21 protein-coding genes, 3 tRNA genes and 1 pseudogene are annotated in these 26,316 nt (G+C 70.7%); 16 read left to right on the top strand and 9 right to left on the bottom strand.

Annotated elements, in window-relative coordinates; translation table 11 throughout:
- Nucleotides 1–7: 7 nt before the first annotated feature.
- From EL266_RS01905 to EL266_RS01890, 4 genes are read right to left on the bottom strand one after another with little or no spacing between them, the layout of a single operon-like run.
- Nucleotides 8–3,073 (bottom strand): alpha-mannosidase, encoded by a 3,066-nt coding sequence (locus EL266_RS01905; protein WP_026428169.1) that lies wholly within the window; start codon nucleotides 3,071–3,073, stop codon nucleotides 8–10.
- 29 nt (nucleotides 3,074–3,102) lie between these two features.
- Nucleotides 3,103–3,951 carry a carbohydrate ABC transporter permease gene (locus tag EL266_RS01900; RefSeq protein WP_034515841.1) on the bottom strand — a complete coding sequence of 283 codons (849 nt, stop codon included), beginning with the start codon at nucleotides 3,949–3,951 and terminating at the stop codon, nucleotides 3,103–3,105.
- Nucleotide 3,952: 1 nt separating this feature from the next.
- A complete protein-coding gene (locus tag EL266_RS01895) occupies nucleotides 3,953–4,888 on the bottom strand; it encodes a carbohydrate ABC transporter permease (RefSeq protein ID WP_026428167.1) in 936 nt (311 codons plus the stop codon).
- On the bottom strand, nucleotides 4,881–6,278 hold the full coding sequence (locus EL266_RS01890; RefSeq protein ID WP_051281493.1) for an extracellular solute-binding protein: 1,398 nt from the start codon (nucleotides 6,276–6,278) through the stop codon (nucleotides 4,881–4,883). Before EL266_RS01890 ends, EL266_RS01895 begins: the two co-directional genes overlap by 8 nt.
- Nucleotides 6,279–6,612: 334 nt before the next feature.
- Between EL266_RS01890 and EL266_RS01885 the strand changes: the two genes are divergently transcribed.
- From EL266_RS01885 to EL266_RS01835, 11 genes are all read left to right on the top strand, one after another.
- Entirely contained in the window at nucleotides 6,613–7,833 is a 1,221-nt protein-coding gene (locus EL266_RS01885) for an ROK family transcriptional regulator (protein WP_026428165.1), read from the top strand.
- Nucleotides 7,834–8,073: 240 nt separating this feature from the next.
- A complete protein-coding gene (locus tag EL266_RS01880) occupies nucleotides 8,074–8,310 on the top strand; it encodes an addiction module protein (protein ID WP_026428164.1) in 237 nt (78 codons plus the stop codon).
- Nucleotides 8,307–8,624: a type II toxin-antitoxin system RelE/ParE family toxin gene (locus tag EL266_RS01875; RefSeq protein WP_026428163.1), complete on the top strand. Its 318-nt coding sequence runs from the start codon at nucleotides 8,307–8,309 to the stop codon at nucleotides 8,622–8,624. The genes EL266_RS01880 and EL266_RS01875 overlap by 4 nt, the downstream gene beginning before the upstream one ends.
- A 406-nt stretch (nucleotides 8,625–9,030) precedes the next feature.
- Nucleotides 9,031–10,380, top strand: coding sequence for an AGE family epimerase/isomerase (locus EL266_RS01870; protein WP_026428162.1), 1,350 nt, complete (start codon nucleotides 9,031–9,033; stop codon nucleotides 10,378–10,380).
- A gap of 133 nt (nucleotides 10,381–10,513) precedes the next feature.
- Nucleotides 10,514–10,599, top strand: a tRNA-Ser gene (locus EL266_RS01865).
- Nucleotides 10,600–10,655: 56 nt separating this feature from the next.
- Nucleotides 10,656–10,742 (top strand) — tRNA-Ser (locus EL266_RS01860).
- Between the two features lie 124 nt (nucleotides 10,743–10,866).
- Complete coding sequence (locus EL266_RS01855; RefSeq protein WP_026428161.1) at nucleotides 10,867–11,298, top strand: VOC family protein; 432 nt, start codon at nucleotides 10,867–10,869, stop codon at nucleotides 11,296–11,298.
- A 232-nt stretch (nucleotides 11,299–11,530) separates the two neighbouring features.
- Nucleotides 11,531–13,495 carry a hypothetical protein gene (locus tag EL266_RS01850; protein ID WP_126412061.1) on the top strand — a complete coding sequence of 655 codons (1,965 nt, stop codon included), beginning with the start codon at nucleotides 11,531–11,533 and terminating at the stop codon, nucleotides 13,493–13,495.
- 96 nt (nucleotides 13,496–13,591) lie between these two features.
- Nucleotides 13,592–13,667, top strand: a tRNA-Arg gene (locus EL266_RS01845).
- A gap of 91 nt (nucleotides 13,668–13,758) precedes the next feature.
- Nucleotides 13,759–14,580: a shikimate 5-dehydrogenase gene (locus tag EL266_RS01840; protein ID WP_026428160.1), complete on the top strand. Its 822-nt coding sequence runs from the start codon at nucleotides 13,759–13,761 to the stop codon at nucleotides 14,578–14,580.
- Nucleotides 14,581–14,708: 128 nt separating this feature from the next.
- Nucleotides 14,709–16,154 (top strand): GuaB1 family IMP dehydrogenase-related protein, encoded by a 1,446-nt coding sequence (locus EL266_RS01835; RefSeq protein ID WP_026428159.1) that lies wholly within the window; start codon nucleotides 14,709–14,711, stop codon nucleotides 16,152–16,154.
- A 74-nt stretch (nucleotides 16,155–16,228) separates the two neighbouring features.
- Here the strand turns inward: EL266_RS01835 and EL266_RS01830 are convergent, their stop codons facing one another.
- Nucleotides 16,229–17,395, bottom strand: a complete 1,167-nt coding sequence (locus tag EL266_RS01830; RefSeq protein ID WP_051281492.1) for a PLP-dependent transferase — start codon at nucleotides 17,393–17,395, stop codon at nucleotides 16,229–16,231.
- 20 nt (nucleotides 17,396–17,415) lie between these two features.
- Entirely contained in the window at nucleotides 17,416–18,765 is a 1,350-nt protein-coding gene (locus EL266_RS01825) for a MalY/PatB family protein (RefSeq protein WP_051281491.1), read from the bottom strand.
- A 773-nt stretch (nucleotides 18,766–19,538) separates the two neighbouring features.
- Here EL266_RS01825 and EL266_RS13960 point away from each other — a divergent pair.
- Both EL266_RS13960 and EL266_RS13590 read left to right on the top strand, forming a co-directional pair.
- Nucleotides 19,539–20,129: pseudogene (locus tag EL266_RS13960) on the top strand (LacI family DNA-binding transcriptional regulator); the annotation flags it as partial.
- A 127-nt stretch (nucleotides 20,130–20,256) separates the two neighbouring features.
- Nucleotides 20,257–20,742 (top strand): substrate-binding domain-containing protein, encoded by a 486-nt coding sequence (locus tag EL266_RS13590; protein ID WP_232012083.1) that lies wholly within the window; start codon nucleotides 20,257–20,259, stop codon nucleotides 20,740–20,742.
- Nucleotides 20,743–20,831: 89 nt separating this feature from the next.
- On the opposite strand, the gene EL266_RS01815 is transcribed toward EL266_RS13590, so the two are convergent.
- Complete coding sequence (locus EL266_RS01815) at nucleotides 20,832–21,161, bottom strand: heavy metal-binding domain-containing protein (RefSeq protein WP_026427067.1); 330 nt, start codon at nucleotides 21,159–21,161, stop codon at nucleotides 20,832–20,834.
- 170 nt (nucleotides 21,162–21,331) lie between these two features.
- Between EL266_RS01815 and EL266_RS01810 the strand changes: the two genes are divergently transcribed.
- Complete coding sequence (locus EL266_RS01810; RefSeq protein WP_051281207.1) at nucleotides 21,332–21,610, top strand: hypothetical protein; 279 nt, start codon at nucleotides 21,332–21,334, stop codon at nucleotides 21,608–21,610.
- A 57-nt stretch (nucleotides 21,611–21,667) separates the two neighbouring features.
- Here EL266_RS01810 and EL266_RS01805 read toward each other — a convergent pair whose 3' ends face one another.
- Nucleotides 21,668–22,195: a SprT-like domain-containing protein gene (locus EL266_RS01805; protein WP_026427066.1), complete on the bottom strand. Its 528-nt coding sequence runs from the start codon at nucleotides 22,193–22,195 to the stop codon at nucleotides 21,668–21,670.
- Nucleotides 22,196–22,314: 119 nt separating this feature from the next.
- On the opposite strand from EL266_RS01805, the gene EL266_RS01800 reads away from it, so the two are divergent.
- The gene (locus tag EL266_RS01800) at nucleotides 22,315–23,295 is read left to right on the top strand and encodes a hemagglutinin (RefSeq protein ID WP_232012082.1); all 981 of its coding nucleotides are present in this window, start codon (nucleotides 22,315–22,317) and stop codon (nucleotides 23,293–23,295) included.
- A 626-nt stretch (nucleotides 23,296–23,921) separates the two neighbouring features.
- Complete coding sequence (locus EL266_RS01790) at nucleotides 23,922–25,448, top strand: phospholipase D-like domain-containing protein (protein WP_026427065.1); 1,527 nt, start codon at nucleotides 23,922–23,924, stop codon at nucleotides 25,446–25,448.
- A gap of 133 nt (nucleotides 25,449–25,581) precedes the next feature.
- On the opposite strand, the gene EL266_RS01785 is transcribed toward EL266_RS01790, so the two are convergent.
- On the bottom strand, nucleotides 25,582–26,124 hold the full coding sequence (locus tag EL266_RS01785) for an excalibur calcium-binding domain-containing protein (protein WP_051281205.1): 543 nt from the start codon (nucleotides 26,122–26,124) through the stop codon (nucleotides 25,582–25,584).
- Nucleotides 26,125–26,316: the final 192 nt, after the last annotated feature.

The raw sequence follows: 26,316 nt of genomic DNA, 5'->3' as shown, positions 1-26,316 counted from the left end.
CAGGCCCTCAGCGGCGCAGGCGCAGGCTGAGGATCTGGAAGGGCCTGAGCTCGAAGGACACCGAGTCCCCGGCGTCCCCGGCGTCCCCGGCACTCTGCCCGTCTCCGGCCTCCAGCTGCGCCCCGGCGCCCTGATCCGGCCGCTCCAGCAGATCCACCGCCTCGATGCCCTCCACGGGGAAGCCGGCGCTCAGCGTGGCGCGGGTGCGAGCCCCTCGGGACTCGTAGAGGCGCACGATGACATCGCCGCTGCGGTCCTCGGCGAGCTTGACCGCCTCGACGACGACTCCCAGCCCCTCGACCTCCACCAGGGGCTCGACCTCCCGGCCGCCCAGCACGGTGCGCCGGGGGAGGTTGAAGGCGTAGCCCTCCGTGACCGCCTGGCCGATCTCGGCGCCCGGTCGCAGGGCCACGCTCAGGCGGTGGCGGCCCTGGTCGGCCTGGGGGTCGGGGAAGAGCGGGGCGCGCACCAGGGACAGGCGCACCGTCGTCGTCGGCCGGCCCAGGCGGTCCACGCCCCGGGTCACGTCATGGCCGTAGGTCGAGTCATTGAGCACGGCGACGCCGTAGCCCTCCTCGCCCACATGGATCCAGCGGTGGGCGCAGATCTCGTAGCGGGCCGCATCCCAGGAGGTGTTCTGGTGGGTGGGCCGCGAGACATGCCCGAACTGCATCTCGGCGGTGGAGGCATCGGCCTTGAGATCCAGGGGGAAGGCGAGCTTGAGCAGCCTCTGCCGCTCATGCCAGTCGATGTCGAGGTCCAGCACCACCTGCTTGGAGCCCGGCGACAGGCGGATCTCCTGGGCCACGCTGGAGTCCTGGCCCAGCGGCCGGCTCAGGCGCACCACGGCCTGGGCGCCCCGGCGCTCCACCGACAGGTCGCTGACGCCGGTGACATCCTCGACCGTGTTGCGGTACTCCCGGTCGATGTCCCAGGCATCCCACTGGCGGGGCAGGTCCCGGTGCAGCTGGAGCAGCCCTGCGGCCTGGCCCTCGGCCAGGACCTCGCGCCCGGCCTCCAGGTCCACCAGGGAGACGATGAGGCCCGCCCCGTCGATGGTCACCCGCAGCAGGCCGTTGTCCAGCACCGTGGTGCCCTCGTCCTGCTCGATGACCACGCCGTCGCCCTCCCAGGCGGTGGCGGGGCCGATCCCCAAGGAGGGCACGCCGTCGCGCGGGGACGGGGCGGCGTTGAGGCAGAGCTCCTGGGAGCCCTGGCCGACCAGCGCGGCGGCGGAGCTGTCGATGACGGCCTCAAGATCGGCGGCCACCTGGGCGTACTCGGCCTCGGTTCGCTGGTAGACCCAGCCGATGCAGGTGCCGGGCAGGATGTCGTGGAACTGATTGCGCAGCACCGTGCGCCAGCAGTCCTTGAGCAGCTCGTAGGGGTAGTCCGCGCCCTGGCGCACGGCGGCGGTGGCCGCCCACAGCTCGGCCTCGCGCAGCAGGTGCTCGCTGCGCCGATTCCCCTGCTTGGTGCGCAGCTGGGAGGTGTAGGTGCCCCGGTGGAACTCCAGGTACATCTCCCCGCTCCACACCGGCAGCCCGCCCTGGGTCTCCTGATCGGCCTCGGTGCGCTCGAAGAAGGTGTTGGGGCTGGCCTGCTCAACGGTGGGCACCGCCTCCAGGTCGGCGAATCTCCGGGCGGCGGCGAGCATCTCGCGGGTGGGGCCGCCTCCGCCGTCGCCGTAGCCGAAGGGGACGATGGAGGAGGAGGCCACGGCCTTCTCCTTGAAATTGGCCTCGGCGTGGAGCAGGTCGGAGACGCTGAGAGCCGAGTTGTAGGAGTCCACCGGGGGGAAGTGGGTCAGCACCCGGGAGCCATCGATGCCCTCCCAGGTGAAGGTGTGGTGGGGCATGGCGTCGGTGTCGTTCCACGACAGCTTCTGGGACAGGAACCAGCGCGATCCGGCGGCCCTGATGATGCCGGGAAGCGAGCCGGTGTAGCCGAAGGAGTCCGGCAGCCACACATCCAGGGTCTCGACCCCGAACTCCGCCAGGAAGAAGGACTTGCCCTCGATCATCTGGCGGGCCATGGCCTCCGAGCCGGGCATATTGGTGTCCGCCTCCAGCCACATGCCCCCCACGGGGATGAAGCGGCCCTCGGCCACGCGCTGGCGGATGCGCTCGTAGAGCCCGGGATCATGCTCCTTGACCCAGGCGTACTGCTGGGCCGAGGAGCAGGCGAAGACGAAGTCCGGGTCCTCCTCCATGAGGGCCAGCACCGAGGAGAAGGTGCGGATGCACTTGCGCACGGTCTCGCGCACCGGCCACAGCCAGGCCGAGTCGATATGGGCGTGCCCGGTGGCGATGACATGGTGGGCGCTGGCGTGGGCGGGGCTGGCCAGGACCCCGGCCAGCCGGGCGCGGGCCGCGGCCGCGGTCCCGGAGATGTCCAGGGGATCGACCTCGTCAATGGCCCGCTCCAGGGCGAGGTCGATGCGGGCCCGGCGCGTGGAGTCCAGGGGCAGGGCGGCGGCCAGCTGAAGCAGGACGGTCAGGTCCTGGGCCAGCTCCCACACGGTCAGGTCCCGCAGGGCGAGGTCGACCCGGCGCAGCGTGTAGAGGGGCTCGCTTCCCGCCGTCTCCCGGTAGCCGTAGGGCGTGGGGGCGAATCCGAACCCGCCGGCCACATCCGGGTTGGCGGCGGCCTCGATGTAGATGTCGACGGCGTCGGGCTCCCCGGACCATGAGGCGCTCTGGTTGCGCGGGGAGACGGCCTTGATGGCCGAGCCATCCGCCCGGCGCAGCAGACCCTCGGCCTGGAAGCCGGGCTGGGTGGTGGTGAAGCCCAGGTCGACGACGAGCTCGACGGCGCAGCCCTCCCGCTGCCTCCACCCGGCGGGCACCGAGCCGGTGGCGTGCAGCCACGTGGTGGACCACGGCGGGCCCCAGGGGGCGCCCACGGCGATGGGCCGGTAGTCCTGCTGGGCGGCCTGGCTGAAGGGGACCGGCTCCTCAGTGCTCCAGGCGCTCAGCTCCAGGGGCTCGACGGCGGTGTGGATCGCGGGGATGATGCGCTGCTCCAGGGTGCGGGCGGCGCGCTGCTCGGTCAGCTGCGGATTGGTGTGCATGGGGGTCCTTTCCCGCTTCTGGTCCCGCCTCAGCCCTTGACGGCGCCGGCCATGGCGAATCCGCCACCGCTGCGCCGCTGCACAAGGACGTAGAGCAGGAGAACAGGAGCCGAGTAGAAGATGGAGAAGGCGGCGAGTCGGCCGTAGGCGATGGCGCCATGCGTGCCGAAGAAGTTGTAGATGGCCACGGCGGCCGGCTGGTTCTCGGGGGAGAAGAGCAGGACGAAGGGGACGAAGAAGTTCCCCCAGGCCCCGGTGAACACGAAGATGAAGACCACGGCGATCCCCGGCTTCATGAGGGGGACCACGATGTGCCACAGCGCCTGCATGCCCGAGGCGCCGTCCACCCAGGAGGCCTCCTCCAGGGAGACCGGCACGGAGTCCATGAAGTTCTTCATCATCCAGATCGCCATGGGCAGGGCGGCTGCCGCCATGAAGGCCACGGTGCCGGCGATGGAGTCGAGCATGTGCATGGAGACGAACAGGGCGTAGACCGGCACCATCATGGCCGTGATCGGCAGGCAGGTGCCGAACAGGATCGTGTACATGAAGGGCCTGTGGAAGCGCATCTCGAAGCGGGAGAGCGGGTAGGCCGCCAGGATGGCGACCAGCACCGTCAGCCCCGCCGTCCCCAGGGAGATCAGCGCCGAGTTCCACAGCGGGCGGAACGTGTCCTGGACGGTGAGGATCTCGGTGAAGTTCGACGTCGTCCAGGCGCTGGGAAGCTCCACGGCCAGGGTGGCCCTCGGGTTGACGGCGGCCAGGACGATCCAGGCCATGGGAAGCAGGAAGCAGGCTCCGGCCAGGGCCAGGACGAGTGTGGCGGCCGCGCGGGTGGCGCGCCGTCGGGGCGAGGACAGGGACAGCTGCGAGCTCATGTCAGTCCACCTCCGGCTTGAGGACCCTGATGTAGACGATGGAGAAGATCGCGCCCACCACCAGGGTCACGGTGGCGATCGCGGTCCCGTAGCCCACCTGGGAGAACTTGAAGGCCTCCTGGTAGGCCAGCACCGGCAGAGTGGAGCTGGAGGTGCCCGGGCCCCCGCCGGTCATGACCCAGATGAGGGTGAACACGCCCAGGGTCTGGAGGGTGATGAGCATGAGGTTGGTGGCGATCGAGCGGCGGATCATGGGCAGGGTGATCCGCGTGAAGCTCTGCAGGCCAGAGGCGCCGTCGATCTGCGCCGACTCGATGACCTCCGGGGGGACCTCGGCCAGGGCGGCGTGGTAGACCATCATGGAGAAGGCGGTCCCGCGCCAGACATTGGCCAGGATGACGGCGGTCATCGGCATGGTCAGCAGCCAGGACGGCCCCTCCAATCCGACCGCGGCCAGCAGCGAGTTGAGCGTGCCGCTGGGGGAGAAGAAGGCGTAGCAGGCGAAGGCGGCCACGATCTCGGGCAGCACCCAGGCGGTGACGACGATGCCGCCCACGATCGAGGGCCAGGGGCGGGCCGCATGGCGCATGAGCAGGGCCAGGGCCATGCCCAGGACGTTCTGCCCGACGACGGCCGAGGCCCCCACGAAGACCACCGTCAGCAGTATCGAGGACAGGAAGTTCGCGTCGGACAGGAGGGCCGCATAGTTGTCCAGCCCGACGAACTCGGGGTTGGCGGCGCGGTAGCCGGTCAGGGCCGAGTTGGTCAGTGAGCCGTAGAGCGAGTAGATGATGGGCCCGGCCAGGAAGGCCGCCAGCAGTGCGACGGCGGGCAGGAGCGGGAGCATGCGCACCACCGCCCGGCCGGGGCGGGCCGAGATGCCGGATCCGGCACCGCCCGCCCCGGCTCTCGCGCCAGGGGAGTGCTGGTCAGCCATTGGCGGCCTGGACGGCATCCTTGCCCACCAGGGAGATGAGGGCCTCGTCGTAGGTGGCGGCCGCCTGCTCCGGGGTGGCCTGGCCTGAGGCGACGGATTCGCAGGCCACCTGGATGTTGGAGGAGATCTGCGAGTAGTCCGGCGTGGTGGGGCGGAAGTGGGTGTGCTCCACGAGGCTGGAGAAGAACTCGAAACTGGGGTTGTAGCTCAGGTAGGCCTCGTCCTCGGCGACGTCCTTGCGCAGGGTGATCCCGGAGGACTCGGTGGCGTACTTCAGGGCGTTGTCCCGGTTCAGGGCCATGGCGATGAGGTCGAAGGCGGCCTGGGGGTTGGCGCTCTGGGAGCCCACTGCCAGGGTCCAGCCCCCGGACATCGAGGTGAAGCCCGGCTTCTGGCCGGTCTGCGTGGGCATCTTGGCCAGGCCGATGGTCTGCTCCCACTCGGGCCAGGCGTTCTCCTTGCTCATCCAGGTCCCCGGCAGCCAGGAGCCGTCGATGGCGATGGCGACCTTGCCCTGGGGGATGAGCTCGGTGGACATCTTCGAGCCGACCGTGGCGTCCAGGGCCACATCCAGGGAGGGGCCCAGGCCCTCGGAGTAGACCGTCTTCATGAAGGTCAGGGAGTCCACGAAGCCCTTGGAGCCGGTGATCCACTTCTTGGCGGCGTCGTCGTAGAGGGTGCTGGAGGTGCCGTAGAGCAGCATCTCGAAGCCCTGCATGGTGGTGGCCTCCCCGGCGGCCTTGCCCACGAAGATGTTGAGGGGGGTGACATCGGGGGCGGCGGACTTGATGGCCCGCGCGGCCGTGAGGATGTCCTCCCAGGTGGTGGGCTGCCAGTCGGCGGCCAGGCCGGCCTGGGAGAAGATCGTCTTGTTGAAGTAGATGCCCCGGGTGTCGGTGGTCATGGGGATGCCGTAGAGCTTGCCGTCATCGCCCAGGCCGGCCTCCTTGGCGGTGTCGAGGTACTGGGCGTCCCAGTCCGCCCAGGCCTTGGCGTAGTCGTCGATGGCCAGGAGGTAGCCGGCGGCGGCGTCGGAGCGGATCTGGAAGGTGTCCTCGTAGATGACATCGGGGGCGGTGGAGGGCGAGCCGTTCATGAGGGCGAGCTTGGTGAAGTACTGGTCCTGCTCGGCCTCGATGGGGACCAGCTCGATGGTGATGCCCTTGTTGGCGGCCTCGAACTCCGGCTTGACCTTCTCCAGCAGGTCGTGGAGCTGGTGGAAGGAGGAGGTCTTCTGGTAGGCGACCTTGATGGTGTTCTCGGATCGCGATGAGGAGGATCTTGAGCAGCCTGCTGCCAGGGCGGTCGCGGTGATGGCGCCGGCGGTCAGCAGGGTGCGGCGGCTGATGGGCGTGCGCGCCGACCACGGCGCGATTCGGGGTGGGGTCATGGTGGGGCTCCTTCGCTCCTGTGGGATCGCAGACTCCGCGCTGAGTCTGTGAGGTGAATAACTCTAGCAAATAGAAAAAATGGGCTGAGATGCTGGAAGGGCATCGTTATCGAATCGTGACCTGTGTGGGGCTGGGTGGCGCGGGGCTGGGCGAGTGGCGCCGAGGTCGGCCGGCGCCGGGGTCCGCCGTCGCCGGGCCGTCATCGCCCCCAGGGCGCGGGGAGCGATGATCTAGTGTGGTGGTGTTCCCGCGCGGCCGGACCAGGTGGGCCGCATCGATCGGGACCCATCGACCAGAACCACAGGACCCGGCAGGGCCGGGCAAGGAGACGCCATGCGCCGCGGCAGCAACCTCCCCCGGGTCGGCTCCTTCAACCGCGCCGTGGTCCTGGAGGCGATCCGCGGCTCCAGCCGGGGGCTCACTCGCGCCCAGCTGGGCAGGCGCACCCGCCTGGCCCCCCAGACGGTCTCCAACGTGGTCAAGGAGCTGCTCGACACCCAGTTGATCGAGGAGGCCGGAACCCTGACCCGGGGCGGGCGCGGGCGCCCCGGCACGCGGCTCCGCCTCAACCCCTCGGCGCGATTCGCGGTGGGGGTCCACCTGGACCCGGCCTGGCTGGGCATCGTCGCCGTCGACCTGTCCGGGGCGGTGATCGCCGAGGTCTACGAGCCCCTGCCCTCGCCCGACCAGCCCGCTGCCGTCACCCGGCACCTGGCCAGCCGCATCGAGGCGGCGATCGGCCTGACCGGTCTGCCCCGCGAGCGCCTCCTCGGCGTGGGGGTAGCCGCCCCCGGGCCCCTGGATGAGGAGGCCGGCACGGTCAGCCCTCCACTGCTCCCCGGCTGGCACCGCATCCCGCTGCGCGGCGCACTGGCTGAGCTGACCGGTGCCACAGTGCTGCTGGAGAAGGACATCATCGCCGCGGCGACGGCGCACACCTGGCGCGACGCGGCCTCGGGCACTGCCGACTACGCGTTTCTCTACGTGGGCGCGGGGGTGGCCCTGGCCACGGTGCTCGGCTCGGAGGTGGTGCGCGGGGAGGGTGGGAACGCCGGGGAGGCCGGCCATGTCCCGGCCGATCCGGCAGGCCCGCGGTGTCAGTGCGGGGGCGCCTGCCTGGGCGCGGCGGCCGGGGAGCTCGTCATGGTCCGGCTGGCCCGCTCCGCCGGGATCAGCCTGCCGGGGGATCGGGGCCAGGGCCCGCAGATGATCGACGACGCCTTCCAGTGCCTCATCGGGTTGGCCGCTCAGGGCGATGAGCGGGCGGGGGAGATCTTCGCCCAGGCGGGCCGGTCGATCGCCAGGGCGATCATCCCCTGGAGCGAGCTGCTGGATATCCGCACGCTCCTGGTGGGCGGGCCGCACTGGGATCAGATGCGCGCCCTGGTGGAGCCCGCGGCTCAGGAGCTGCTGACGCGGCACGCGGTTCACGCCACCCCCGCCCCGATCCGCATGCTGGCCTCACCGCTGGGGCGGCAGGTGGGCCCGGTGGGCGCTGCCTGCCTGGTGCTCGACGAGGCCTACGCGCCGCGCGCGGACAGCCTGCTCATCTAGAGGGCCGGTTCCCGAGAGCGCCTTCGCCCCTGCCTCATCCCTGCCTCGCCGAGCACCCCGGGCGCCGTGAACGTGCCTCTGCGTACCGGACGAGGGTTTGCGTCATCGAACTGGGGGTAGCACAGGGGCGATTGACGCAAAGTCTCGTCGTCTACGCGAACCCTCGTCGTTGACGCGAACTCACGTCGTCGACGACGGCGCACTGGGCGATCGCCGGCCGGCCGACGTAGGCTTGGAGACATGGCACCGGACACTCAGGCACTGATCCGAGACGTTCTCGCGCTCGATGCCGATCAGCGCGCCGTCGTTGCCAATGCGCTGCTCGAGAGCCTTCATGGCGCAGCCGATACGAGCGAGGTCGATGCAGTGTGGCGGGCCGAGGCCACCCGGCGACTTGCCGAGGTGCGCGCCGGTTCCGTCGAAGTGGTGGATGCTGACGAGCACTACGCCCGGCTGCGGGCCTCACTGACCGCATGACCCTGCCCCAGCTGGAGCATCCCGAAGCCGTCGCCGAGTTCGATGCTGCGGTGCACTGGTATGAGGAGCAGGAGCCTGGAGTGGGCCTCGCGCTCATCGACCGGGCGCAGCGCGCCCGCCATGACATCGCTGATTGGCCGAGCGCCGCACCACCCTTCACAACCGCTGGCGATGGCACTGTCATCCGCAGCAGGGCTGTTCACGGTTACCCGTACCGTATCGTCTACGCCGTGGAGCGGGAGGCGATCCTGATCCTTGCCTACGCTCATGACCGCCGCGAACCCGGCTACTGGCTCCATCGACTTAACGACTGATCAGCGCACTCGTCGAGGCGCCGAGCGGGGTAGCCAGTGGCAGTCGCCAGCGGCCGGGGCGCCGTGAACGTGCCTCTGCGTATCGGACGAGGGTTCGCGTCATCCGACGAGGGTTCGCACAGGGGTGATTGACGCAAAGGCTCGTCGTCTACGCAAACACTCGTCGTCGACGACGACGCACTGGGCGATCGCCGGCCGCCGAGCGAACCCTCGTCGTTGACGCGAACCGGCGCCCGTCACCCGGCCACGCTCGCCGCTCCCCGACGTCGCCCGCCTGCGCTCCCGGCCGGACGTGGCGGTGGACACAGGCACCTCCCCTCCTGATAGCCTTCCGCCGGATGACGACGGCGCACCACCACCTGGCCGGCCGCCGTCCTCAACGCGAGGATCTGGTCGAGGAGGACCAATGGGACTTGGATGGTTCGGCGCCCCTGAGCACAATCGCTGGCTCGCCGCTGAGACGCACGCCCTGCTCCGCTATGCGAGGGCGTCGGCCGTGCCCGCGGGATTCGGATGGATCGGCGCCGACGGCGCAGTGGACCCCAACCATCCCGTGGAGCTGTGGATCACCGGGCGCATGACCTTCTGCTACTCGCTGGGCGCTCTCATGGGCATCCCGGGCTGCCGGCGCTACGCCGACCACGGCGTGCACGCCCTGAGCACCGCCCTGCGCGATCATGACAACGGGGGCTGGCACAGCGCCGTGCACCATGAGGTCGACGAGCAGGGTCGGGGCACTCCGGTGGATCCCCAGGCGCGCAAGGAGGGCTACCAGCACTCCTTCGTGCTGCTGGCCGCCGCCACCGCCACAGCCGCGGACCGGCCCGGCGCCCATGAGCTCCTGCGGGATGCCATGGCCATCCAGGACCGCTACTGGTGGGATGAGCGCTACGGCCTGACCAACGAGTCCTATGCCGCCGACTTCACCGACCCCGAGGACTACCGGGGCATCAACGCCGCCATGCACACGGTTGAGGCCTACCTGGCCACCGCCGACGTCACCGGGGATGTCCGCTGGCTGGAGCGGGCCGTCCAGATCATCGACTTCGCGGTCAACCTCCAGGCCCGAGGCAATGAGTGGCGCCTGCCGGAGCACTACGACACCGCCTGGCGGCCCCGGATGGACTACAACCGCGACGAGCCCGCCCACCCCTTCAGGCCCTTCGGGGCGACGCCGGGTCACGGCCTGGAGTGGTCGCGCCTGACGGTCCAGGCCCGCGGCGCCCTGGTGGCCCGCTCACTGCCCGTGCCCGACTGGATGCTCAGCGCGGCCGAGGAGCTGTTCGACCGTGCGCGCACCGATGGCTGGCGGGTCGACGGCGGCCCGGGCTTCGTCTACACCACGGACTTCTCCGGCAGCCCGGTGGTGCGCGAGCGCATGCACTGGGTGGTGTGCGAGGGCGTGAGCGCGGCGGCCGCCCTGCGGCAGGCGCTGCTCGACGACGGGCGCGGCGAGATCGACGTCGAGCTCTACGAGCACTGCTACCGCTCCTGGCTCGACTACGCCGAGGAGTACCTCATCGAGGCGCCCGGGGTGTGGACCCATGAGCTCGACCCCCAGGGCCGGCCCTCGACCCGCACCTGGGACGGGCACCCCGATATCTACCACGCCCTGCAGATGACGCTGATGCCGCGCCTGCCCGTGTGGCCGGCGATGGGTCAGGCCCTGGCCGAGGGGCGCCTGGACGAGCCCGCCTCCCCGCTGCCGGTCCACGCCCAGCAGCCCCGGCGCCGGGGGTTCTTCTCCCGCGGCTGACCGTCGTCCCTCGGGAAGGGCCGACGGCGTCGTCGCCGGGGTCGCCGGACACCGATGGCCTCCGAGGCATGCCGGCGCCGTCGGGCGGCGGGTGGGCATGCCACCGGCCGGGGGTGGTAGGGTTCGGGGCACTGGAGAGGTGACAGAGCGGCCGAATGTGGCGGTCTTGAAAACCGCTGTGCGCCTGGCGCACCGGGGGTTCGAATCCCTCCCTCTCCGCGGTTTGCCCGCCGGGCCCGTGCCCGGTAGGCTGCCTCCCACGCTCGTGGAGCACTGGAGATGTCGCATAGTGGCCTAGTGCGCCTCCCTGCTAAGGAGGTTGGGGTGGAAGCCCCTCGGGAGTTCGAATCTCCCCATCTCCGCCGAGCCCGCCCCGGACTGCACGCAGTCCGGGGCTGTTGCTGTGGCGGGCCCCTCGACCGCGGCGCTGACGGCGCGCCCGGCAGGATGCGGCAGCCGGTGTGAGGCGTGTGGGACTCTTGACCCATGACAGCGACTCTGCGCCCGTATCTCAACTTCCCCGGCACCACCCGTGAGGCCATGACCTTCTACCACGAGGTCTTCGGCGGCGAGCTGACCGTGGCGAGCTTCGCCGACCTGGGCGCCCTGCCCGCCGACCACCCGGCCGCCGACCAGGTCATGCACTCCGAGCTCAACGGTCCGGTGGTCGTCCTCAGCGCCGCCGATGTGCCTGAGGGGGTCGCTCCTGTGACTCTCAACCGCGGCAACGACGTCAACCTGGCCATCATGGCCGACGACGAGGCGCAGGTCCGGACCTGGTTCGATGCCCTGAGCCAGGGCGCTGACATCGAGATGCCCCTGGGAGTGCAGATCTGGGGCGACATCTACGGCTCGTTGACCGACCGGTTTGGCACGGGCTGGATGTTCAACGTGCGGCAGCACTCTCAGGGGGACTGAGCCGGTCGCACGATCGGATGATCAGATGACGCTGGGGGAGAACACAGCTCACCTCTGCGGGCCGGGCGCGTTCGGCCCTGGCCAGCGTCATTCGGGGGTATGCCTGCCGGCAGCAGTGGGGAGCGCTCACCGTGGCCCACGACGAATCATGCGCCGTAGTGGTTGAAGCGCATAGGCCCACGGGGCAGAATCCAGGATACGTGTCCGCAAACCACGTGCGAAAGGACTCATCATGTCTGACTCCGGCAGTGACACACATCGTCCAAGCGTCCCGCAGGACGATGGACAGCAAGCGGACTTCAACGCGCAGACCGTTTTAATCAACCAGAGCACTCTGGACGCGGCTCGAGCCGAGTCGCAGGCCCAGGATGCTGCCTCGGCGGCTTCGCAGGCCCCGCGGCGCGAGCAGTACGCCGCGCCTGGGACGCCGGGCGCGCATGCCGCCCAGCCCACTGCGGGCGCCCACGCCGCGCCGGGGACCCCCGCCGCGGGAACTCCCGCCCCCGGTGCGCCGGGGGCAGTGCCGGGCACGCCCGCGCCGGGCTCGTGGCGGCCGGCTGAGCCGCCGCAGCGCTCAGGTCCTCCCCCTGAGGAGCAGACCCAGGCCTACCCGATGGGCGCCGGTGCGTCCTCGCCCCGGGTCTCCGAGCCCGGGCAGGGGCCGGTCCACCCATCGCCCTTCCAGACGAGCCAGCCCGGTCAGCCGGCCACTGCCATGGCCCCCGGGGCCTCCCCGGCCGCCGGCCCGCGGGTCACGCAGTACCAGCACCCCTCGCCGGAGGCGCCGCGACAGGCGGATGCCCAGGGGCTGAGAGCACAGATGCCAGCAGCCCCGGGCGCTCCGCAGGCGGACCAGCCGATGCAGCAGACACCGTGGGGCCAGCCCGATCGGCCCGCGATCGGCTCCCCCTTCAGTGCCCCCTCGGCCCCGGGCGCTGCCCCGGGTGGGCCTGGTGGGACCGGAGCGGGGCTGCCCTCAGCCCCGGGCACCGGCTCCCCCTTCAGCGCCCCCTCGGCCCCGGGCGCTGCCCCGGGTGGGCCTGGTGGGACCGGAGCGGGGCTGCCCTCAGCCCCGGGCACCGGCTCGCCCTTCAGCGCCCCCTCGGCCCCCGGGCTCGATTCGGAGGGCCAGGGCTACGGTGCCCCTGGCGGTGCCCCAGGCGCGCCCTCGGCCCCGGGAGCGCCCTTTGGCGCCGTGCCGGGCCAACCCGATCGGCCTGCGATCGGCTCGCCCTTCAGCGCGCCGTCGGCGCCGGGCGCTGCCCCGGGTGGGCCTGGTGGGACCGGAGCGGGGCTGCCCTCAGCCCCGGGCACCGGCTCGCCCTTCAGCGCCCCCTCGGCCCCCGGGCTCGATTCGGAGGGTCAGGGCTACGGTGCCCCTGGCGGTGCCCCAGGCGCGCCGTCGGCCCCGGGTGGGCCTGGTGGGACCGGAGTGGGGCTGCCCTCAGCCCCGGGCACCGGCTCGCCTTTCAGCGCCCCCTCGGCCCCGGGAACCGCCTCGGCCCCTGACGCCGGTGAGAGCAAGTGGGGACATCGCGAGAACGGCGAGGTCGGCATGTCCTCGGTCTTCCCGGTGGCCACGGCTCGCGCTGAGGCTCAGGCCATGGACCAGCAGGCCTCGCCCTTCAGCCAGGGAGCCGGGCCCCAGCAGCCCGGCCCGGCGCCTGCTCAGGCAGTCGGCAACCCCTTCCAGCCCCCGGCCCAGCCCGGCGGCGACGGCCTCCCGCCCGCCCAGGGGCCTGGACCCGGCCAGCCCGCCTCCGGCCTGCCGGGCTCCGGCCAGTACGGCGACGCCCCTGGCCAGCCGTCGTCGGCCCCGGGCGTGCCCGGCAGCTCGACGGCGGGCTCCCCAGCGGTCACGGGAGGCCCTGCCCCATGGGAGACGACTGGCCCTGAGCAGCCGAAGGCCACGCCGGTCGCCCCCGCCATGCCCCTGCGCCAGCCCGAGGGGGCGGGCCCTCTCCTGCCGTCCGCCTCACAGGATGACGAGGGGGACTCACAGCTCAGCTGGATTCTGGCCACCTTCCTGTGCGCGATCCCCGTGGTGGGACTGATCTACCTCGTGTTCGTGGGCTTCTTCGGCTCTGCCAAGCCGGAGCGCCGCAAGTGGGCGCGCGCCATGCTCGTGTGGGTGGTGATCGGCACGATCAGCATGGTGCCGACGCTCCTCATGCTCGGCGGGGGAACAGCCGGCTAAGCGCCGATCCTCGTGGGGCTGTGCCCAGCCTCACGAGGATCGGATTTGTCCGCGCCATGGCGCGCGAGTAGTGTTCCTTCCTGTCGGAAGCGACAGGCGCCTGTAGCTCAACGGATAGAGCATCTGACTACGGATCAGAAGGTTGGGGGTTCGAATCCCTTCGGGCGCACCAGCACCCCGCTATCGGCTGTCAAGTCGGCGTCGGGGTGTTTTCAATGCCCAAGATCGGCGAGCCGAGGCCGCGAGCGTGGCAGGATGGGCTTGTGCGAGACATCACCAAAGACACGCAGTTGTGCATCTCCCTGTCAGCTCGGCCCACCAATATCGGCACCCGCTTCCACAACCACCTCTACGAGGTCCTCGACCTGGACTTCGTCTACAAGGCCTTCACGACCACCGACATCACCGCGGTCATCGCCGGAGTGCGCGGCCTGGGCATCCGCGGCTGCTCGGTGTCCATGCCGTGGAAGGAGGACGTCATCGAGCTCGTCGACGAGATGACGCCGTCGGCGCAGGCCATCCACTCGGTCAACACCATCGTCAACGACGACGGGCGCCTCGTGGCCTACAACACCGATTTCATCGCCATCCGGACCCTGCTCGACACCCATGACGTGCCGCGCACCTCCTGCGCGGTCCTGGGGGCGGGCGGCATGGCCAAGGCCTGTGTGGCGGCCCTGACCGACGCCGGCTTCGGACCGGGCACCGTCGTGGCCCGCAACGCCACCACCGGTCCGGCCCTGGCCGAGCAGTACGGGTGGAGTTGGGTGGCCACCGCCGCAGAGCTGCCCGACGGCGCCGCCGACCTGCTCCTCAACGCCACTCCCGTCGGCATGGCCGGCGGGCCGGCCGAGCACGATCTGCCGGTGGGGCAGGAGCTCATCGAGGCCGCCACCACCGTCTTCGACGTCGTCGCCTTCCCCTCGAGGACCCCCCTCGTGCGGGCCGCCGAGGCGGCCGGCAAGCCGGTCATCAGCGGCGCGGAGGTCATCGCCCTCCAGGCCGCCGAGCAGTTCGCCCTGTACACCGGGGTTCGCCCCACCCCCGAGCAGGTCGCCGAGGCCTCACGGATCTCCCGGGCCTGACGGCCCCACGGTGCCGCCCGGGCCGCTCGGTTCAGGCTGCCCGGGCGGCACCGTGGCGCGGGCGGCCCGCAGCGCGGTGCGCTCGGAGCGGATCGATTCGTGGGGGTGGCCCTCGCTAGGATCGAACGGTGAAGTTCCTCAACGGCATGACGCCCACCCACGATCTGACCTATGACGACGTCTTCATGGTGCCCTCGCGCTCGGGGGTCGGGTCGCGAATGGCGGTCAATCTGGCCACGGATGACGCGACCGGGACGACGATCCCCCTGGTGGTGGCCAACATGACGGCCGTGGCCGGCAAGCGCATGGCGGAGACGGTGGCGCGGCGCGGAGCGATGGCGGTCATCCCCCAGGACATCCCCCTCGATGTGGTCATCGAGACGGTGGCCGAGGTCAAGGCCTCCCATCTGTTCTATGACACGGCGGTGACGGTCAAGCCGCATCACACCTGCGGCTATGCACTGGGCCTGATCCCCAAGCGCTCGCACGGGGCGGCCGTGGTCGTTGACCCGGCGACGCGCCAGCCGGTGGGGCTGGTGGATCTCTCCGATGTCTCCGGGGTGGATCGGTTCACCCAGGTCTGCGAGGTCATGTCCACCGAGCTCATGACCCTGCCCGATGGGATCGATGCCAGGGAGGCCTTCAGGCGGCTGCGGGCGGCCCGGCGCCGGCTCGCGCCGGTCGTGGATGCCAAGGACCGCCTGGTGGGCATGCTGACGCGCGAGGGCGCGGTGCGCTCGACGATCTACGCCCCGGCTGTCGACCGGCAGGGGCGCCTGCGTGTGGCGGCGGCGATCGGCATGAACGGGGATCCGGCCGGCCGCGCCGAGCGGCTGGTGGACGCGGGCGTTGACGTGCTGGTGGTCGACACCGCTCACGGGCATCAGGAGCGAATGCTGGAGGCGGTGTCCTCGGTGCGCTCGGCCCTGGGGGAGGCTGTGCCCGTGGTGGCGGGCAATGTCGTCTCGGCGGCCGGCGTGCGCGACCTGGTGGAGGCCGGGGCCTCCATCGTCAAGGTGGGGGTCGGGCCGGGCGCCATGTGCACCACCCGCATGCAGACCGGAGTGGGCAGGCCCCAGTTCTCGGCGGTGCTGGAGTGCGCCCAGGAGGCCGCCCGCCTGGGCGCGCACGTGTGGGCCGACGGCGGTGTGCGCCATCCCCGCGACGTCGCCCTGGCCCTGGCGGCGGGGGCCTCGAATGTCATGGTGGGCTCATGGTTCGCCGGCACGCACGAGTCCCCCGGGGACCTGCTCCACGATGCGCAGGGGCGGGCCTACAAGGAGTCCTTCGGCATGGCCTCCAAGCGGGCGGTGACCACCCGGACCTCGGGGGAGGACGCCTTCGATCGGGCCCGCAAGGCCCTGTTCGAGGAGGGGATCAGCGCCGGGCGCATGTACCTGGATCCCCAGCGGCCCGGGGTGGAGGATCTCATTGACGAGATCATCTCGGGCGTGCGCTCCTCCTTCACCTACGCCGGGGCCGCGAGCATCCCCGAGTTCCGCGAGCGGGCGATCGTGGGCGTCCAGTCGGCATCCGGCTACGCCGAGGGGCGGCCCGTGCCCGAGTCCTGGTAGCGCCGTGACCCGGTAGCGCTGGGACGCCACGGGCCCGGCCCGGCTGAGTAGCCCATGAGCAGCCCAGCGGGCCCCTATACCCGGGCCGCCTCCAGCGCTTGGCGGAGGTCCTCCACGAGGTCCCCGGCGTGCTCGATGCCCACGCTCAGGCGCAGGAGACGATCGGTCAGGCCGTAGGAGGCCCGCACCTCCTGGGGAACATCCGCATGCGTCTGTACCGCCGGGCATGTCACCAGGGACTCCACGCCGCCCAGGGACTCGGCGAAGGTGAACACCCGCACCGCCTGAAGGAAACGGCCGATGTCCGCCGACTCGGCCAGGTCGAAGCTCACCATGCCCGAGTACCCCGGGTAGAGAACGCGGGTCACGTGCTCACTGCCCTCGAGGAACTCCACCACCGCCCGCGCGTTGGCCTGGTGGCGCTCCATGCGCAGCGCCAGCGTCTTCATCCCCCGCAGGAGCAGGAAGCAGTCGAAGGGCCCCAGCGTGGCGCCCGTCGTGTTGAGCCGGTAGTTCAACTGCTCCGCCAGCGTCTCATCGGCCACCACCACGACGCCGGCCATGACGTCGTTGTGGCCGCCCAGATACTTGGTCCCCGAGTGCACCACCGCATCGGCCCCCAGATCCAGAGGCCGCTGAAACACCGGGGTGCAGAAGGTGTTGTCCACCACCAGTCGAGCACCAGCGCCCCGAGCCAGCCCGACCGCCTCGGCGATGTCGATCTCCACCATCATCGGATTGGTCGGGGTCTCGATGATCACCAGGGAGGCAGGCCTCCTCAGGGCCAGGCGCAGCCCCTCGATCCCGGTGACGAAATCGACCTCATGGGAGCCCTCCTCATTCAGCACGTCCAGGTACCGGAAGGAGCCCCCGTACAGGTCCTGCAGTGCCACGATCCGGCTGCCGTGGGGCGCCATCGTCAGCACCGTCAGCTCCAGGGCCGACATCCCCGAGGCCAGGGCGAATCCCGCCACGCCCCCCTCCAGCCGGGCCAGCGCGTCCTGCAGCACATCGCGCGTGGGATTCGCGGAGCGGGTGTAGTCATACCCCGTCGAGTCCCCCAGGCCCGGGTGCCCGTAGGCGGTCGACAGGTGGATCGGCGTCGTGATCGCGCCGGTGGCCGGATCAGTGCCCGTGCCCGCCCGCACCACCACCGTCTCCAGGTGCAGGGAGTCGGTGGGGGTCGTCGTCGGGTGGTGGTGAACGGGGAAGGTGCGCGGTGCGGGGATCTGCGTGCTCATCGACGGCTCCTTGGCGGTGATCAGGCGGACAGGGGGAGACGGTCACGACGGCCACGACGGCCATGACGGCCGAGGTGGCCGGCGGAGTCGAGCAGCGCGCGGACGGCCGACTCCAGTCGATCGAGCGCCTCGTCGAGCACCGGCCGCGGGCAGGCCACGTTGATCCGCGTGAAGCCCAGGCCGCCGGCGCCGAAGATGCGGCCGTCGTCGAGCCACAGCCCCGCGCGGTGGAGCATGAAATCATCCAGGTCCTCCGGGCTGAGCCCCGAGGCCTCCAGCAACTCGGCGCAATCCAGCCACAGCAGGTAGGTGCCCTCGCAGGGCCAGGCCTCCACCCCCGGTATCGCCGCCAGGCGCTCCACCACATGCTCGCGTGCTGAGGCGATATGCTCCCGCAGCTCATCGAGCCAGGACTCCCCCTGCTCATAGGCGGCCCGGCACGCCACCAGGCCCAGCGCATTGGGCTGGGAGTACCCCACCGCCGCCAACTCGCGGCGGAAGGCCGCGCGCAGGGCGTCGTCGGCGATGAGGATGTTGGCCACCTGGAGCCCCGCCAGGTTGAAGGCCTTCGACGGCGAGGTGCAGGTGATCGTGCGGGCCGTGCCCGGCAGAGAGGCGAAGGGCGTCGTCGCGTAGCCGGGCAGCGCCAGATCCGCGTGGATCTCATCGGCGACCACCACCACGCCATAGCGCCCCGTCACCTCCGCCAGCGCCTCAAGCTCCTCGCGGTCCCACACCCTGCCCACCGGGTTGTGCGGGTTGCACAGCAGCAACAGCCTGGCCCCGGCGGCGAAGGCCCTCTCCAGCGCCGCAAGATCCCGGCGGTAGCGGCCGCTCTCGCGCACCAGGGGCACTGCGACAACAGTGCGGCCGTTGTCCTCCACCACCTCCCTGAAGGGGTAGTAGACCGGCTCCTCGATGACGACCGAGTCGCCCGGCTGCGTGCATGCGCGCACCGCCAGCGCCAGGGCCGGGACCACTCCGGGGGTCACCGTGTTCCACTCGGCGTCCACCTGCCAGCCGTAGCGCCGGGCGAACCAGCCGGTCAAGGCGGCGTCATAGGCCGAGTCGGGCTCGGAGTAGCCGAAGATCCCGTGGCGGGTGCGCCACAGCAGCGCGCTGGTGACGCACGGCGCCGTCGGGTAGTCCATATCCGCCACCCACAGGGGCAGAGCGTCCTCGGGCCGACGGCGCTCGGCGGCGAAGTCCCACTTCAGGCTCCCCGTGCCGCGGCGATCATGCACCACGTCGAATCGGGAGACGGCGGGGGCCGGGGGCTCGGCCGCGGGGCGGGCATGCGGCCGGGAGGGTTGGGCGGGGGTGGGCTGGCTGGTCTGGGCAGAGCGGGCGGGCGGGAGAATGGACAGCATGCGAGGCTCCTCAAGGACGTGCGCCTGACGACGGCGCGCGAGCGGGGTGGAGGATGAACACGGGGCGCGCGGGCTCCGCGGAGTGCGACGAGCGAGGGGCTCGGACTCTGACCGTTACTTATCGGGACAGCGACGGCTGGCGCTGTCAGCGCATGCGCATTCGAACCGCGCCAAGGGTGCGCACTACCGATGTGCGGGCCACAGGCTTCACGGTCGTCATGGGGCATACCCTACCGCTCCCGACCGCTCAGGCAAGTGGGGACGGTCTGGGGTGGACTTGACCCCCGGGTCCGGGGGTGTGCCCCGGACCCGGGGGTCCAAGCCTCGCGAGGGACCGTCTGCGACCCGGGTTCCCATGCACCCGGGGAGGCGGTCGCCTCCTTCACCGGAAGCGGCGGCTCCAGGCTCCCTAAGACCTGTTGCCGGCCTCGGAGGTCCGTTCCGTCGTCGGGCTCCCCAACCCTCGGGACCGGTTCCGTCCGGTGGTGTCCACTATGTAACGCCATGACCCTGAAAGAACCCACCGATGCGTACTGAGAACCCCCTGAGAAAAACACCCGGCACCACCGGCAGGGGCGGGACGGGAGAGGGCGCGCAGTCAGGCCCTGCGCTCGGCGCGCAGGGCCTGCCAGTGCTCCAGGCGCTCCCGGATCCGTCGCTCGTGACCGTTGCCAGTGGGCTCGTAGAGAGGCTCGCGCTCAGGCGCCCCCGGCATTCGGTCCTGCCGGCGTCCGGTCCCAGGGCTGCCAGGGCCGCCAACAAGACTGCCGTGGATGGCTGGGCGGCGGCCCCGCAATAGAGACGAATGCCAGCGTGACTATCTGGTGCGCAGCCCTGCGACGTGGGAGGATGTGGCATCGCACCGTCTCGGTGCCCGACCCGAGCTGCTCACCTGGCCCTGCAACGTTGATGGAGACGAGAGGACGATCATGCCGGAGGCTGATCCGGAGGCTGACAGACCCAGGCGGCCCCGAACACGACCCTCGGTGCGCGATGTCGCCGGACTGGCCAGGGTCTCGGTGGGCACCGTCTCCCATGTCCTCAACCACCCCGATCGAGTCTCGGCCTCCACGCGCGAGCGCGTGAAGGCGGCCATCACCGAGCTCGGCTTCGTGCGCTCCGAGGCGGCGCGCGGCCTGAGGGCGGGGCGCTCCAGCATTGTGGGCGTCATCGTCCATGACGTCTCCAACCCCTTCTACACCGAGGCCGCCCGTGGGATCGAGGACCGCCTGCGCGACGGGGGCTGCGTGCCCATGCTCTGCTCCTCCGACGCCCAGGCCGAGCGCGAGCTCGATGTCATGCGCCTCATGGCGGGCATGGGCGTGCGCGGGGTCATCATCACCCCCTGCGCCTCAACCGTGGCCAATCTCAGCGTGCTCACGGATCGCGCCATCCGCGTGGTCCTCCTGGACCACCCGCCCCAGGATCAGGGGCCTGCCACGGTCAGCTGCGACGACGTCGCCGGGGCTCGCGCCGCCACTGAAGCACCTGGTGGCGCGCGGGCATCGGCGCATCGGCCTGGTCAACGGACCGCCGTCAGTGCGCCAGGCCGCCGATCGTCGCGATGGGGTCCACCGCGCCCTGGAGCATGCGGGCCTGGAGCTGCGCGAGACTCTGGTCGAGGTCGAGGCCCTCAGCGGCGGCACCAGTTTCACGACCGACGCCGGGGCGGCCGGGACCGCCAGTCTGCTCGACGGCGACGCGGCCCCCACCGCTCTGCTGTGCGCCAACGACCAGATGGCACTCGGGGCCATGCGCGAGCTGCGGCGCCGAGGGCTGTCGGTCCCCGAGGATGTGGCCGTCGTCGGCTATGACGACATCTCCATCGCTGGCGAGCTCAGCACGCCCTTGACCAGTGTGCACAGGCCCAAGCGGGAGATGGGGGCGGCGGCGGCCGAGCTCCTGCTGGACGACGGCGCTGTCCGCCATGTCACCTTCACCCCCGAGCTCGTGGTGCGCGCCTCGACAACCCCCTGACCACCCGCCCTGAGTCCGCCAATTTGCGTGAGTTCGTACTTTTCCGGGCCCGGAAAAGTACGAACTCACGCAAATTGGCGGACTCAGGGTCAGCGGGGAGCGGAGAAGCGGACCGCGGTGCCCGAGGCCGTGACCATGAGCATGCCGTTCTCGCTGCCCAGGGTCTCGTAGTCGATGTCCACGCCGATCACCCCCTCGGCGCCCAGCTCCTGGGCGCGCTGGACCATCTCCGCCAGGGCGGTCTCGCGGGCCTGCATGAGCTCGCGCTCGTAGGCCTCCGAGCGGCCGCCCACGATGTTGCGAAAGCCCGCGGCGATGTCCTTGAAGGCGTTGACCCCGGCGATGGTCTCGCCGCAGACGATGCGCAGGTACTGGGTGACGGGGTAGCCCTCGACACTCTGGGTGGTGGTGACGATCATGGTTCCTCGCTTAGTCGATGTGGAGTTCTCGGCGCTGCCGACACTAACGGGTCGATGGCGCGCCAACATCCTTCTGGGTGAGGAGCGGGACTGGCCTCAGGTACGACCCGTGCGGCTCGATGCGGGGCTCCGTATAGTGAGCGCCACCATCGTCGATGAGGAGAACGATCATGTCCCAGTACCCAGCTCCCTATGCGCCGCCTGCCCCCCATGCCTCCAACCCGGCCGACTCGCTCGGCTCATGGATCATCGCGATCATCGTGGCCTCCATCCCGGTGGTCGGGTTCATCTACCTGCTCGTGGTCGCCTTCGGCGGCAGCGCCTCGCAGGCCCGCCGCAACTGGGCCCGAGCTCAGTTCATCGTGTCCCTCATCGCGATCGTGCTGATGGTGCTGTTCATCGCCGCAGGCGGCTTCGCCGCTCTGGAGCAGAGCTCGGTCTCCTCCTGAGCGCTCCTGGGCCGGATGCCGGCGCCGGCATCCGGCCTGGCCTCGAGCCGGGGCGCCTCAGGAAGGGCCGCCCGCGCGGCTGCGGGCCCTGGCCAGAGCCGCACGGTAGGCGGGGCTCATCCGGGCCTCAGGGACGGGATCGCCGTCCAGGCTCCAGGACAGCAGGTGCGCCAGGCTGAAGCGGCGGGCGCAGCGGGCGCAGGACACCGGCACGGAGGGGCGGCGCATCCGGTCGATCTCGTGCCCCGCCGGGCAGGTCCCCACCCACCGTCCCCGCAGCCGGGGCGCGTGGGGGCCCACCAGCCGCCGGCCGCTGGATCCCAGGCGGCGCGCCTCGGCCTCCCAGACCTCGTCATGGCCGTGCTGGGCGCCCACACGGGCGTGGGCGATCTCATGCAGGATGGTCTCGCGGACCTCATCGGGGGAGTACAGGCCCATGAGCTGGCGGCTCAGTGTGATCCGACGACGCCCATGATCGGTCAGTCCGGCGCGCCGTCGGGCGCGGTCCAGGGCCAGCTCCCAGTCCCCGACGCCGTGCTCCTCCATGAGGGCACGGGCCAGGGCCAAGGCGTCAGGAAGGTGCACGGGCTCAGCGTATCGCCAGCGGCTCGGTCCCAAGACATGGGTCCCAAGACGCAGGGCACCGGCCCATCTTCTCGGCGTTTTTCAGTGAACGGCCGCATTTGTATGAAACCATGACGGCGATGCCCCCTCCCTCCAGCCCCCGCCCGCGGCCCAGACGCAGCCCCCGGGGGCCCGGCCCCTCGCGCCGGGCCCACCCCGGCGGTGCTCGTCCGGCAGGCCGCCGACCCGCGCGCCGCGGCGCCCGCGGACTGCTGCGCCACCCCCTGGCCATCGTTCTGGTCGCCTTCCTGGTCACCATCCTCATCGGCCTGCTCATCCTGCGCCTGGGGGGAGGCGGGGCGGCGCAGAGCACGACGGGGACCCACACCGAGCCTGATCCGGTGGTGCCCGACCCGAGCGGCTTCACCGCTGCCACCCTCATCGACGATGAGGTCTTCTACAACTCCCAGGCCATGACGCTGGCGGAGGTTCGGGACTTCGTGTCCCGGGTCAACAATGGGTGCATGCCCGGTCTCGATGGCACGCCCTGCCTGGCGCAGGCGGTGTTCGACGTCGAGGCCCACGAGGCCACCGCCTACTGCGCCAAGGAGCTCGAGCAGGCAGCCGGCATCAGCGCCGCCGAGGTGATCTGGGCGGTGTCGCAGGCCTGCGGCATCAACCCGCAGGTGCTGCTGGTGCTGATCCACAAGGAGCAAGGACTGCTGACCGCCTCCGGTGAGGCCCTGACCGCGCGCGACTACGAGGCCGCGGCCGGCTACGCCTGCCCGGATGGCACTGAGTGCGATCCGCAGTGGGCGGGCTTCCCCAACCAGCTCTACGGCGCCGCCTCCCAGTTCCAGCGCTACCGACAGGAGCCCGGGGAGTACGACGTCGTCGCCCAGGTTCCCACGCGGGTGGCCTACGCCCCGCAGGCTCAGTGCGGCGGCTCCGAGCTGACCGTGACCAACCAGGCCACGGCCGGCCTGTACAACTACACCCCCTTCCAGCCCAACGAGGCTGCGGCTGAGGGCGGGGATGCCTGCACGGCCTGGGGAAATTGGAATTTCTACGGCTATTTCCAGACTTTCTTTGGCGATCCGGCGCCCTCTCGGGCGTCGTGACCGCGCCGTGCGGGGCTGAAGTCCCGCACGCCCCGCAGGGTGGGGCGAGGCTGAGGCCAGAGTGGTCGTTGAGGGCATCGAGAGGTGAACTTGCTCATGCGCTCCTGTGCGTCTGTGGGCGTATATGACGGCAGTTTTCACGAGACGCACGGGAAATCTTAACCATTTCGTTATCCAGGGAGACGCTGTCGATATGCACAGCCCGTGGCCGGATATCTGTGGGAGGCCGCCAAATCGTGGTCGGGTGTTATCATTCCGTTGCCTGGCGTCACCGATTCGATGCGGTTTTTCCAGGTTCCTCTCAGCGATATTTTAAGGTTTCTTTCAGGGTTCGTCGGCAGAGTTCTACTCACCGCTGGACGGGAGCGACCGCGAGGTACTGGGGAGTACTGCTGACCGGTTGGGACCGAGTCCGAGCCACAGCCAAGGGAATGTGCTCGGGCGCCCCAGTGAAGGAGGACCCGCTTCCGAATGGGAACCGGCAAGCGACCTCGATGCGAAGGGCCCGGCCCGGTGGATCCTACCGGGGCGGGCCTTCGCCGCGCCTGGGGCCGTGGCTCGCATCCATGCGGGCCACGCCCCGGGCGCATCCGCAGGACCGCTCCTGAGCGTGTCATCATGCGAGCATGACGCTGCCTCCCCTTCTGGCAACCGCCTGGTTTGTCATCGAGAACCTCATCAAGATCGCAGCGCTGGGCATGGTGCCGGAGAACCGTCGCCCCTCCTCCTCCTCGGCGTGGCTGCTGCTCATCATCCTGCTGCCCGTGGTCGGCTTCCCCCTCTACCTGCTCATCGGCAGTCCCTGGGTGCATGGCAAGCGCCTGCAGCAGCAGAACACGATCAACGAGATCACCCTGGAGTACACCCAGTCCATGCCCGACGTCCCCCAGGGCGCCGAGCCCTCGGATGCTCTGGCCGGTGTGCTGCGCATGAACCGGGAGCTGACCGGCCTGCCGTGCGTGACCGGCGAGGTCGTGGGCGTGCACGCGGTGGCCTCCACCACCTACGCCCGGATGGCCAAGGCCATCGACCGGGCCACGGACCACGTTCACGTGGAGTTCTACATCATGAGCTGGGACGAGGTCACCGACGTCTTCTTCTCCGCCCTGGAGCGCGCCGCCGCCCGCGGGGTGACCGTGCGGCTCCTCCTGGACCATCTGGGCAGTCGCAAGTACCCCGGGTGGAAGCGCCTGGGCGAGAGGCTGACGGCCGCGGGGATCCGCTGGCGGCTCATGATGCCGCTGCTGCCCCACAAGCGCCGCTGGCGCCGCCCTGACCTGCGCAATCACCGCAAGATTCTGGTGGTCGACGGCGAGCGCGCCTTCATCGGCAGCCACAACATCATCGACCCCTCCTACCGTGTGCGCCGCAATCTGTGGGCGGGGCGCCGGTGGGAGGATCTGTCGGTGGAGGTGACCGGGGAGATCGTCGTGGAGGCTCAGGCGGTCTTCGCCATGGACTGGTACTTCGAGTCCGGTGAGCAGCTTGAGGCGCTGGAGCTGGGCCTGCGCGAGCCTGCCGAGACCATGCCCGAGGGCTCGGGCCTGGCCGGGGTGGCTGTGGGGACGGCGGCGCCCAGGCCCGGCAGGCCGGGGGCGGTGGTCAATGCGATGCAGCTCGTGCCCTCAGGGCCCGGCTATCCCACGCAGCCCAATCTGCGCATGTTCCTGGCGCTTATTCATGGGGCCAAGCATCGGGTGTCCATTACCAGCCCGTATTTCATTCCTGACGAGGCGCTGCTGGCCGCCATGACGTCCGCGGCGTATCGGGGGGTGGAGGTCGAGCTCTTCGTGGGCAAGGAGTCCGACCAGTTCATCGTCAATCACGCCCAGCGCTCGTACTACAGCACTCTTCTGGCTGCCGGGGTGCGCATTTACCGCTATCCGGCCCCGACGGTCCTGCACTCCAAGTACATGACGGTCGATGATGAGACCGGGGTCATCGGATCCTCCAATATGGATTTCCGCTCCTTCGCCCTGAACTACGAGGTGATGCTGCTGGCCTTCGGCGGTGATCTCGATGACCTGCTGCGCCTCAACGACGCCGACTACCGGGCCGTGTCCACCGAGCTGACCGCCGAGGAGTGGGCTGCCGAGCCCTGGTACCGGCGCTACATCGACAACGTCTGCCGCCTCATGTCCGCCCTGCTGTAGCGGTCCGCGGTGGCATGTGGGCCCGACGCGGCGCGCGGCCCTCCGGCGCGGATCGGGCGTCGACCACGGCATGATCCGCACTGGAGGGGCGCGAAGGCCGCTTGAGGGTCAGCGGCGCTGGCCCGGATCGGGGCTACTTCTCGCAGGCGATGCCGTCGCCGTCGCGGTCCAGCTTGCGGGAGTAGCCCGGATCGTCCACATGGAGCGGCGTGACCCCTGCGGCATGGGCCTCGGCGCAGTTCCGGAAGAAGGCGGGCGCCTCGGCCGGGGCGGGCTGGTCCTCGACCTCGGGCTGGGCGGGCTCCTGCGCGACGGGGGCCGGGGGATCGACCTCGGGCTCGGGCTGGGCCGGCTCCGGCTCGACGACGGGCGGCTCGACTGGCTGGGTCGGCTCGGGCAGGGTCGGCTCCGGCGTGACCTCGACGGCCTCCGGTTCGACTGTGGGTTCCACTGGCGCCTTGGTCGTGGGCGTGGCGGGAGGCGGGGCGACGAATGCGGCCAGCGCCTCCTCGGTGGTCGTGGGAGTGGGGGAGGACGGGGGACCGGCGGTGCTGCTGGGCGAGCAGGCCGTGGTGAGCGCCGCGGTGAGCAGCAGGATGAGCGCGAGGCAGGCGGGTCTGGCTCGGCGCTCCAGGAGCAGGGAGAAGATCGACGTCGTACTGGCTGTTGCTGACATGGGATACCTCAGCGGTGAATTCTCGTGGGGAAGGGGCGACGCCCACGAGAATTGAAGCACCGCCCTGCGGAGGCCCCTCCTGGAGGCGGCGAAGCGTTACCGGACTGATGCGCCGGCCACCGCGATGACTGTCGGATCGTGATCATCGACAGCGGTCCGGGCCCGGGCTTGGCCGCGGGCGCGCGGCCCTCC

It is taken from the genome of Actinomyces slackii (genome assembly GCF_900637295.1).
GTDB lineage: Bacteria > Actinomycetota > Actinomycetes > Actinomycetales > Actinomycetaceae > Actinomyces > Actinomyces slackii.
Note: the sequence above shows the minus strand (reverse complement) of the source record. Positions and strands in the feature narration are given on the sequence as shown.

What these genes read in the sequence shown, in the direction of transcription:
- EL266_RS01810 (WP_051281207.1), top strand. Translation starts at nt 21,332, where the DNA reads ATGTCCCAGTACCCAGCTCCCTATGCGCCGCCTGCCCCCCATGCCTCC.
- EL266_RS01870 (WP_026428162.1), top strand. Translation starts at nt 9,031, where the DNA reads ATGGGACTTGGATGGTTCGGCGCCCCTGAGCACAATCGCTGGCTCGCC.
- EL266_RS01830 (WP_051281492.1), bottom strand. Translation starts at nt 17,395, where the DNA reads ATGAGCACGCAGATCCCCGCACCGCGCACCTTCCCCGTTCACCACCAC.
- EL266_RS01785 (WP_051281205.1), bottom strand. Translation starts at nt 26,124, where the DNA reads ATGTCAGCAACAGCCAGTACGACGTCGATCTTCTCCCTGCTCCTGGAG.
- EL266_RS01880 (WP_026428164.1), top strand. Translation starts at nt 8,074, where the DNA reads ATGGCACCGGACACTCAGGCACTGATCCGAGACGTTCTCGCGCTCGAT.
- EL266_RS01905 (WP_026428169.1), bottom strand. Translation starts at nt 3,073, where the DNA reads ATGCACACCAATCCGCAGCTGACCGAGCAGCGCGCCGCCCGCACCCTG.
- EL266_RS01825 (WP_051281491.1), bottom strand. Translation starts at nt 18,765, where the DNA reads ATGCTGTCCATTCTCCCGCCCGCCCGCTCTGCCCAGACCAGCCAGCCC.
- EL266_RS01885 (WP_026428165.1), top strand. Translation starts at nt 6,613, where the DNA reads ATGCGCCGCGGCAGCAACCTCCCCCGGGTCGGCTCCTTCAACCGCGCC.
- EL266_RS01790 (WP_026427065.1), top strand. Translation starts at nt 23,922, where the DNA reads ATGACGCTGCCTCCCCTTCTGGCAACCGCCTGGTTTGTCATCGAGAAC.
- EL266_RS01875 (WP_026428163.1), top strand. Translation starts at nt 8,307, where the DNA reads ATGACCCTGCCCCAGCTGGAGCATCCCGAAGCCGTCGCCGAGTTCGAT.
- EL266_RS01895 (WP_026428167.1), bottom strand. Translation starts at nt 4,888, where the DNA reads ATGGCTGACCAGCACTCCCCTGGCGCGAGAGCCGGGGCGGGCGGTGCC.
- EL266_RS01815 (WP_026427067.1), bottom strand. Translation starts at nt 21,161, where the DNA reads ATGATCGTCACCACCACCCAGAGTGTCGAGGGCTACCCCGTCACCCAG.
- EL266_RS01800 (WP_232012082.1), top strand. Translation starts at nt 22,315, where the DNA reads ATGCCCCCTCCCTCCAGCCCCCGCCCGCGGCCCAGACGCAGCCCCCGG.
- EL266_RS01900 (WP_034515841.1), bottom strand. Translation starts at nt 3,951, where the DNA reads ATGAGCTCGCAGCTGTCCCTGTCCTCGCCCCGACGGCGCGCCACCCGC.
- EL266_RS01850 (WP_126412061.1), top strand. Translation starts at nt 11,531, where the DNA reads ATGTCTGACTCCGGCAGTGACACACATCGTCCAAGCGTCCCGCAGGAC.
- EL266_RS01890 (WP_051281493.1), bottom strand. Translation starts at nt 6,278, where the DNA reads ATGACCCCACCCCGAATCGCGCCGTGGTCGGCGCGCACGCCCATCAGC.
- EL266_RS01855 (WP_026428161.1), top strand. Translation starts at nt 10,867, where the DNA reads ATGACAGCGACTCTGCGCCCGTATCTCAACTTCCCCGGCACCACCCGT.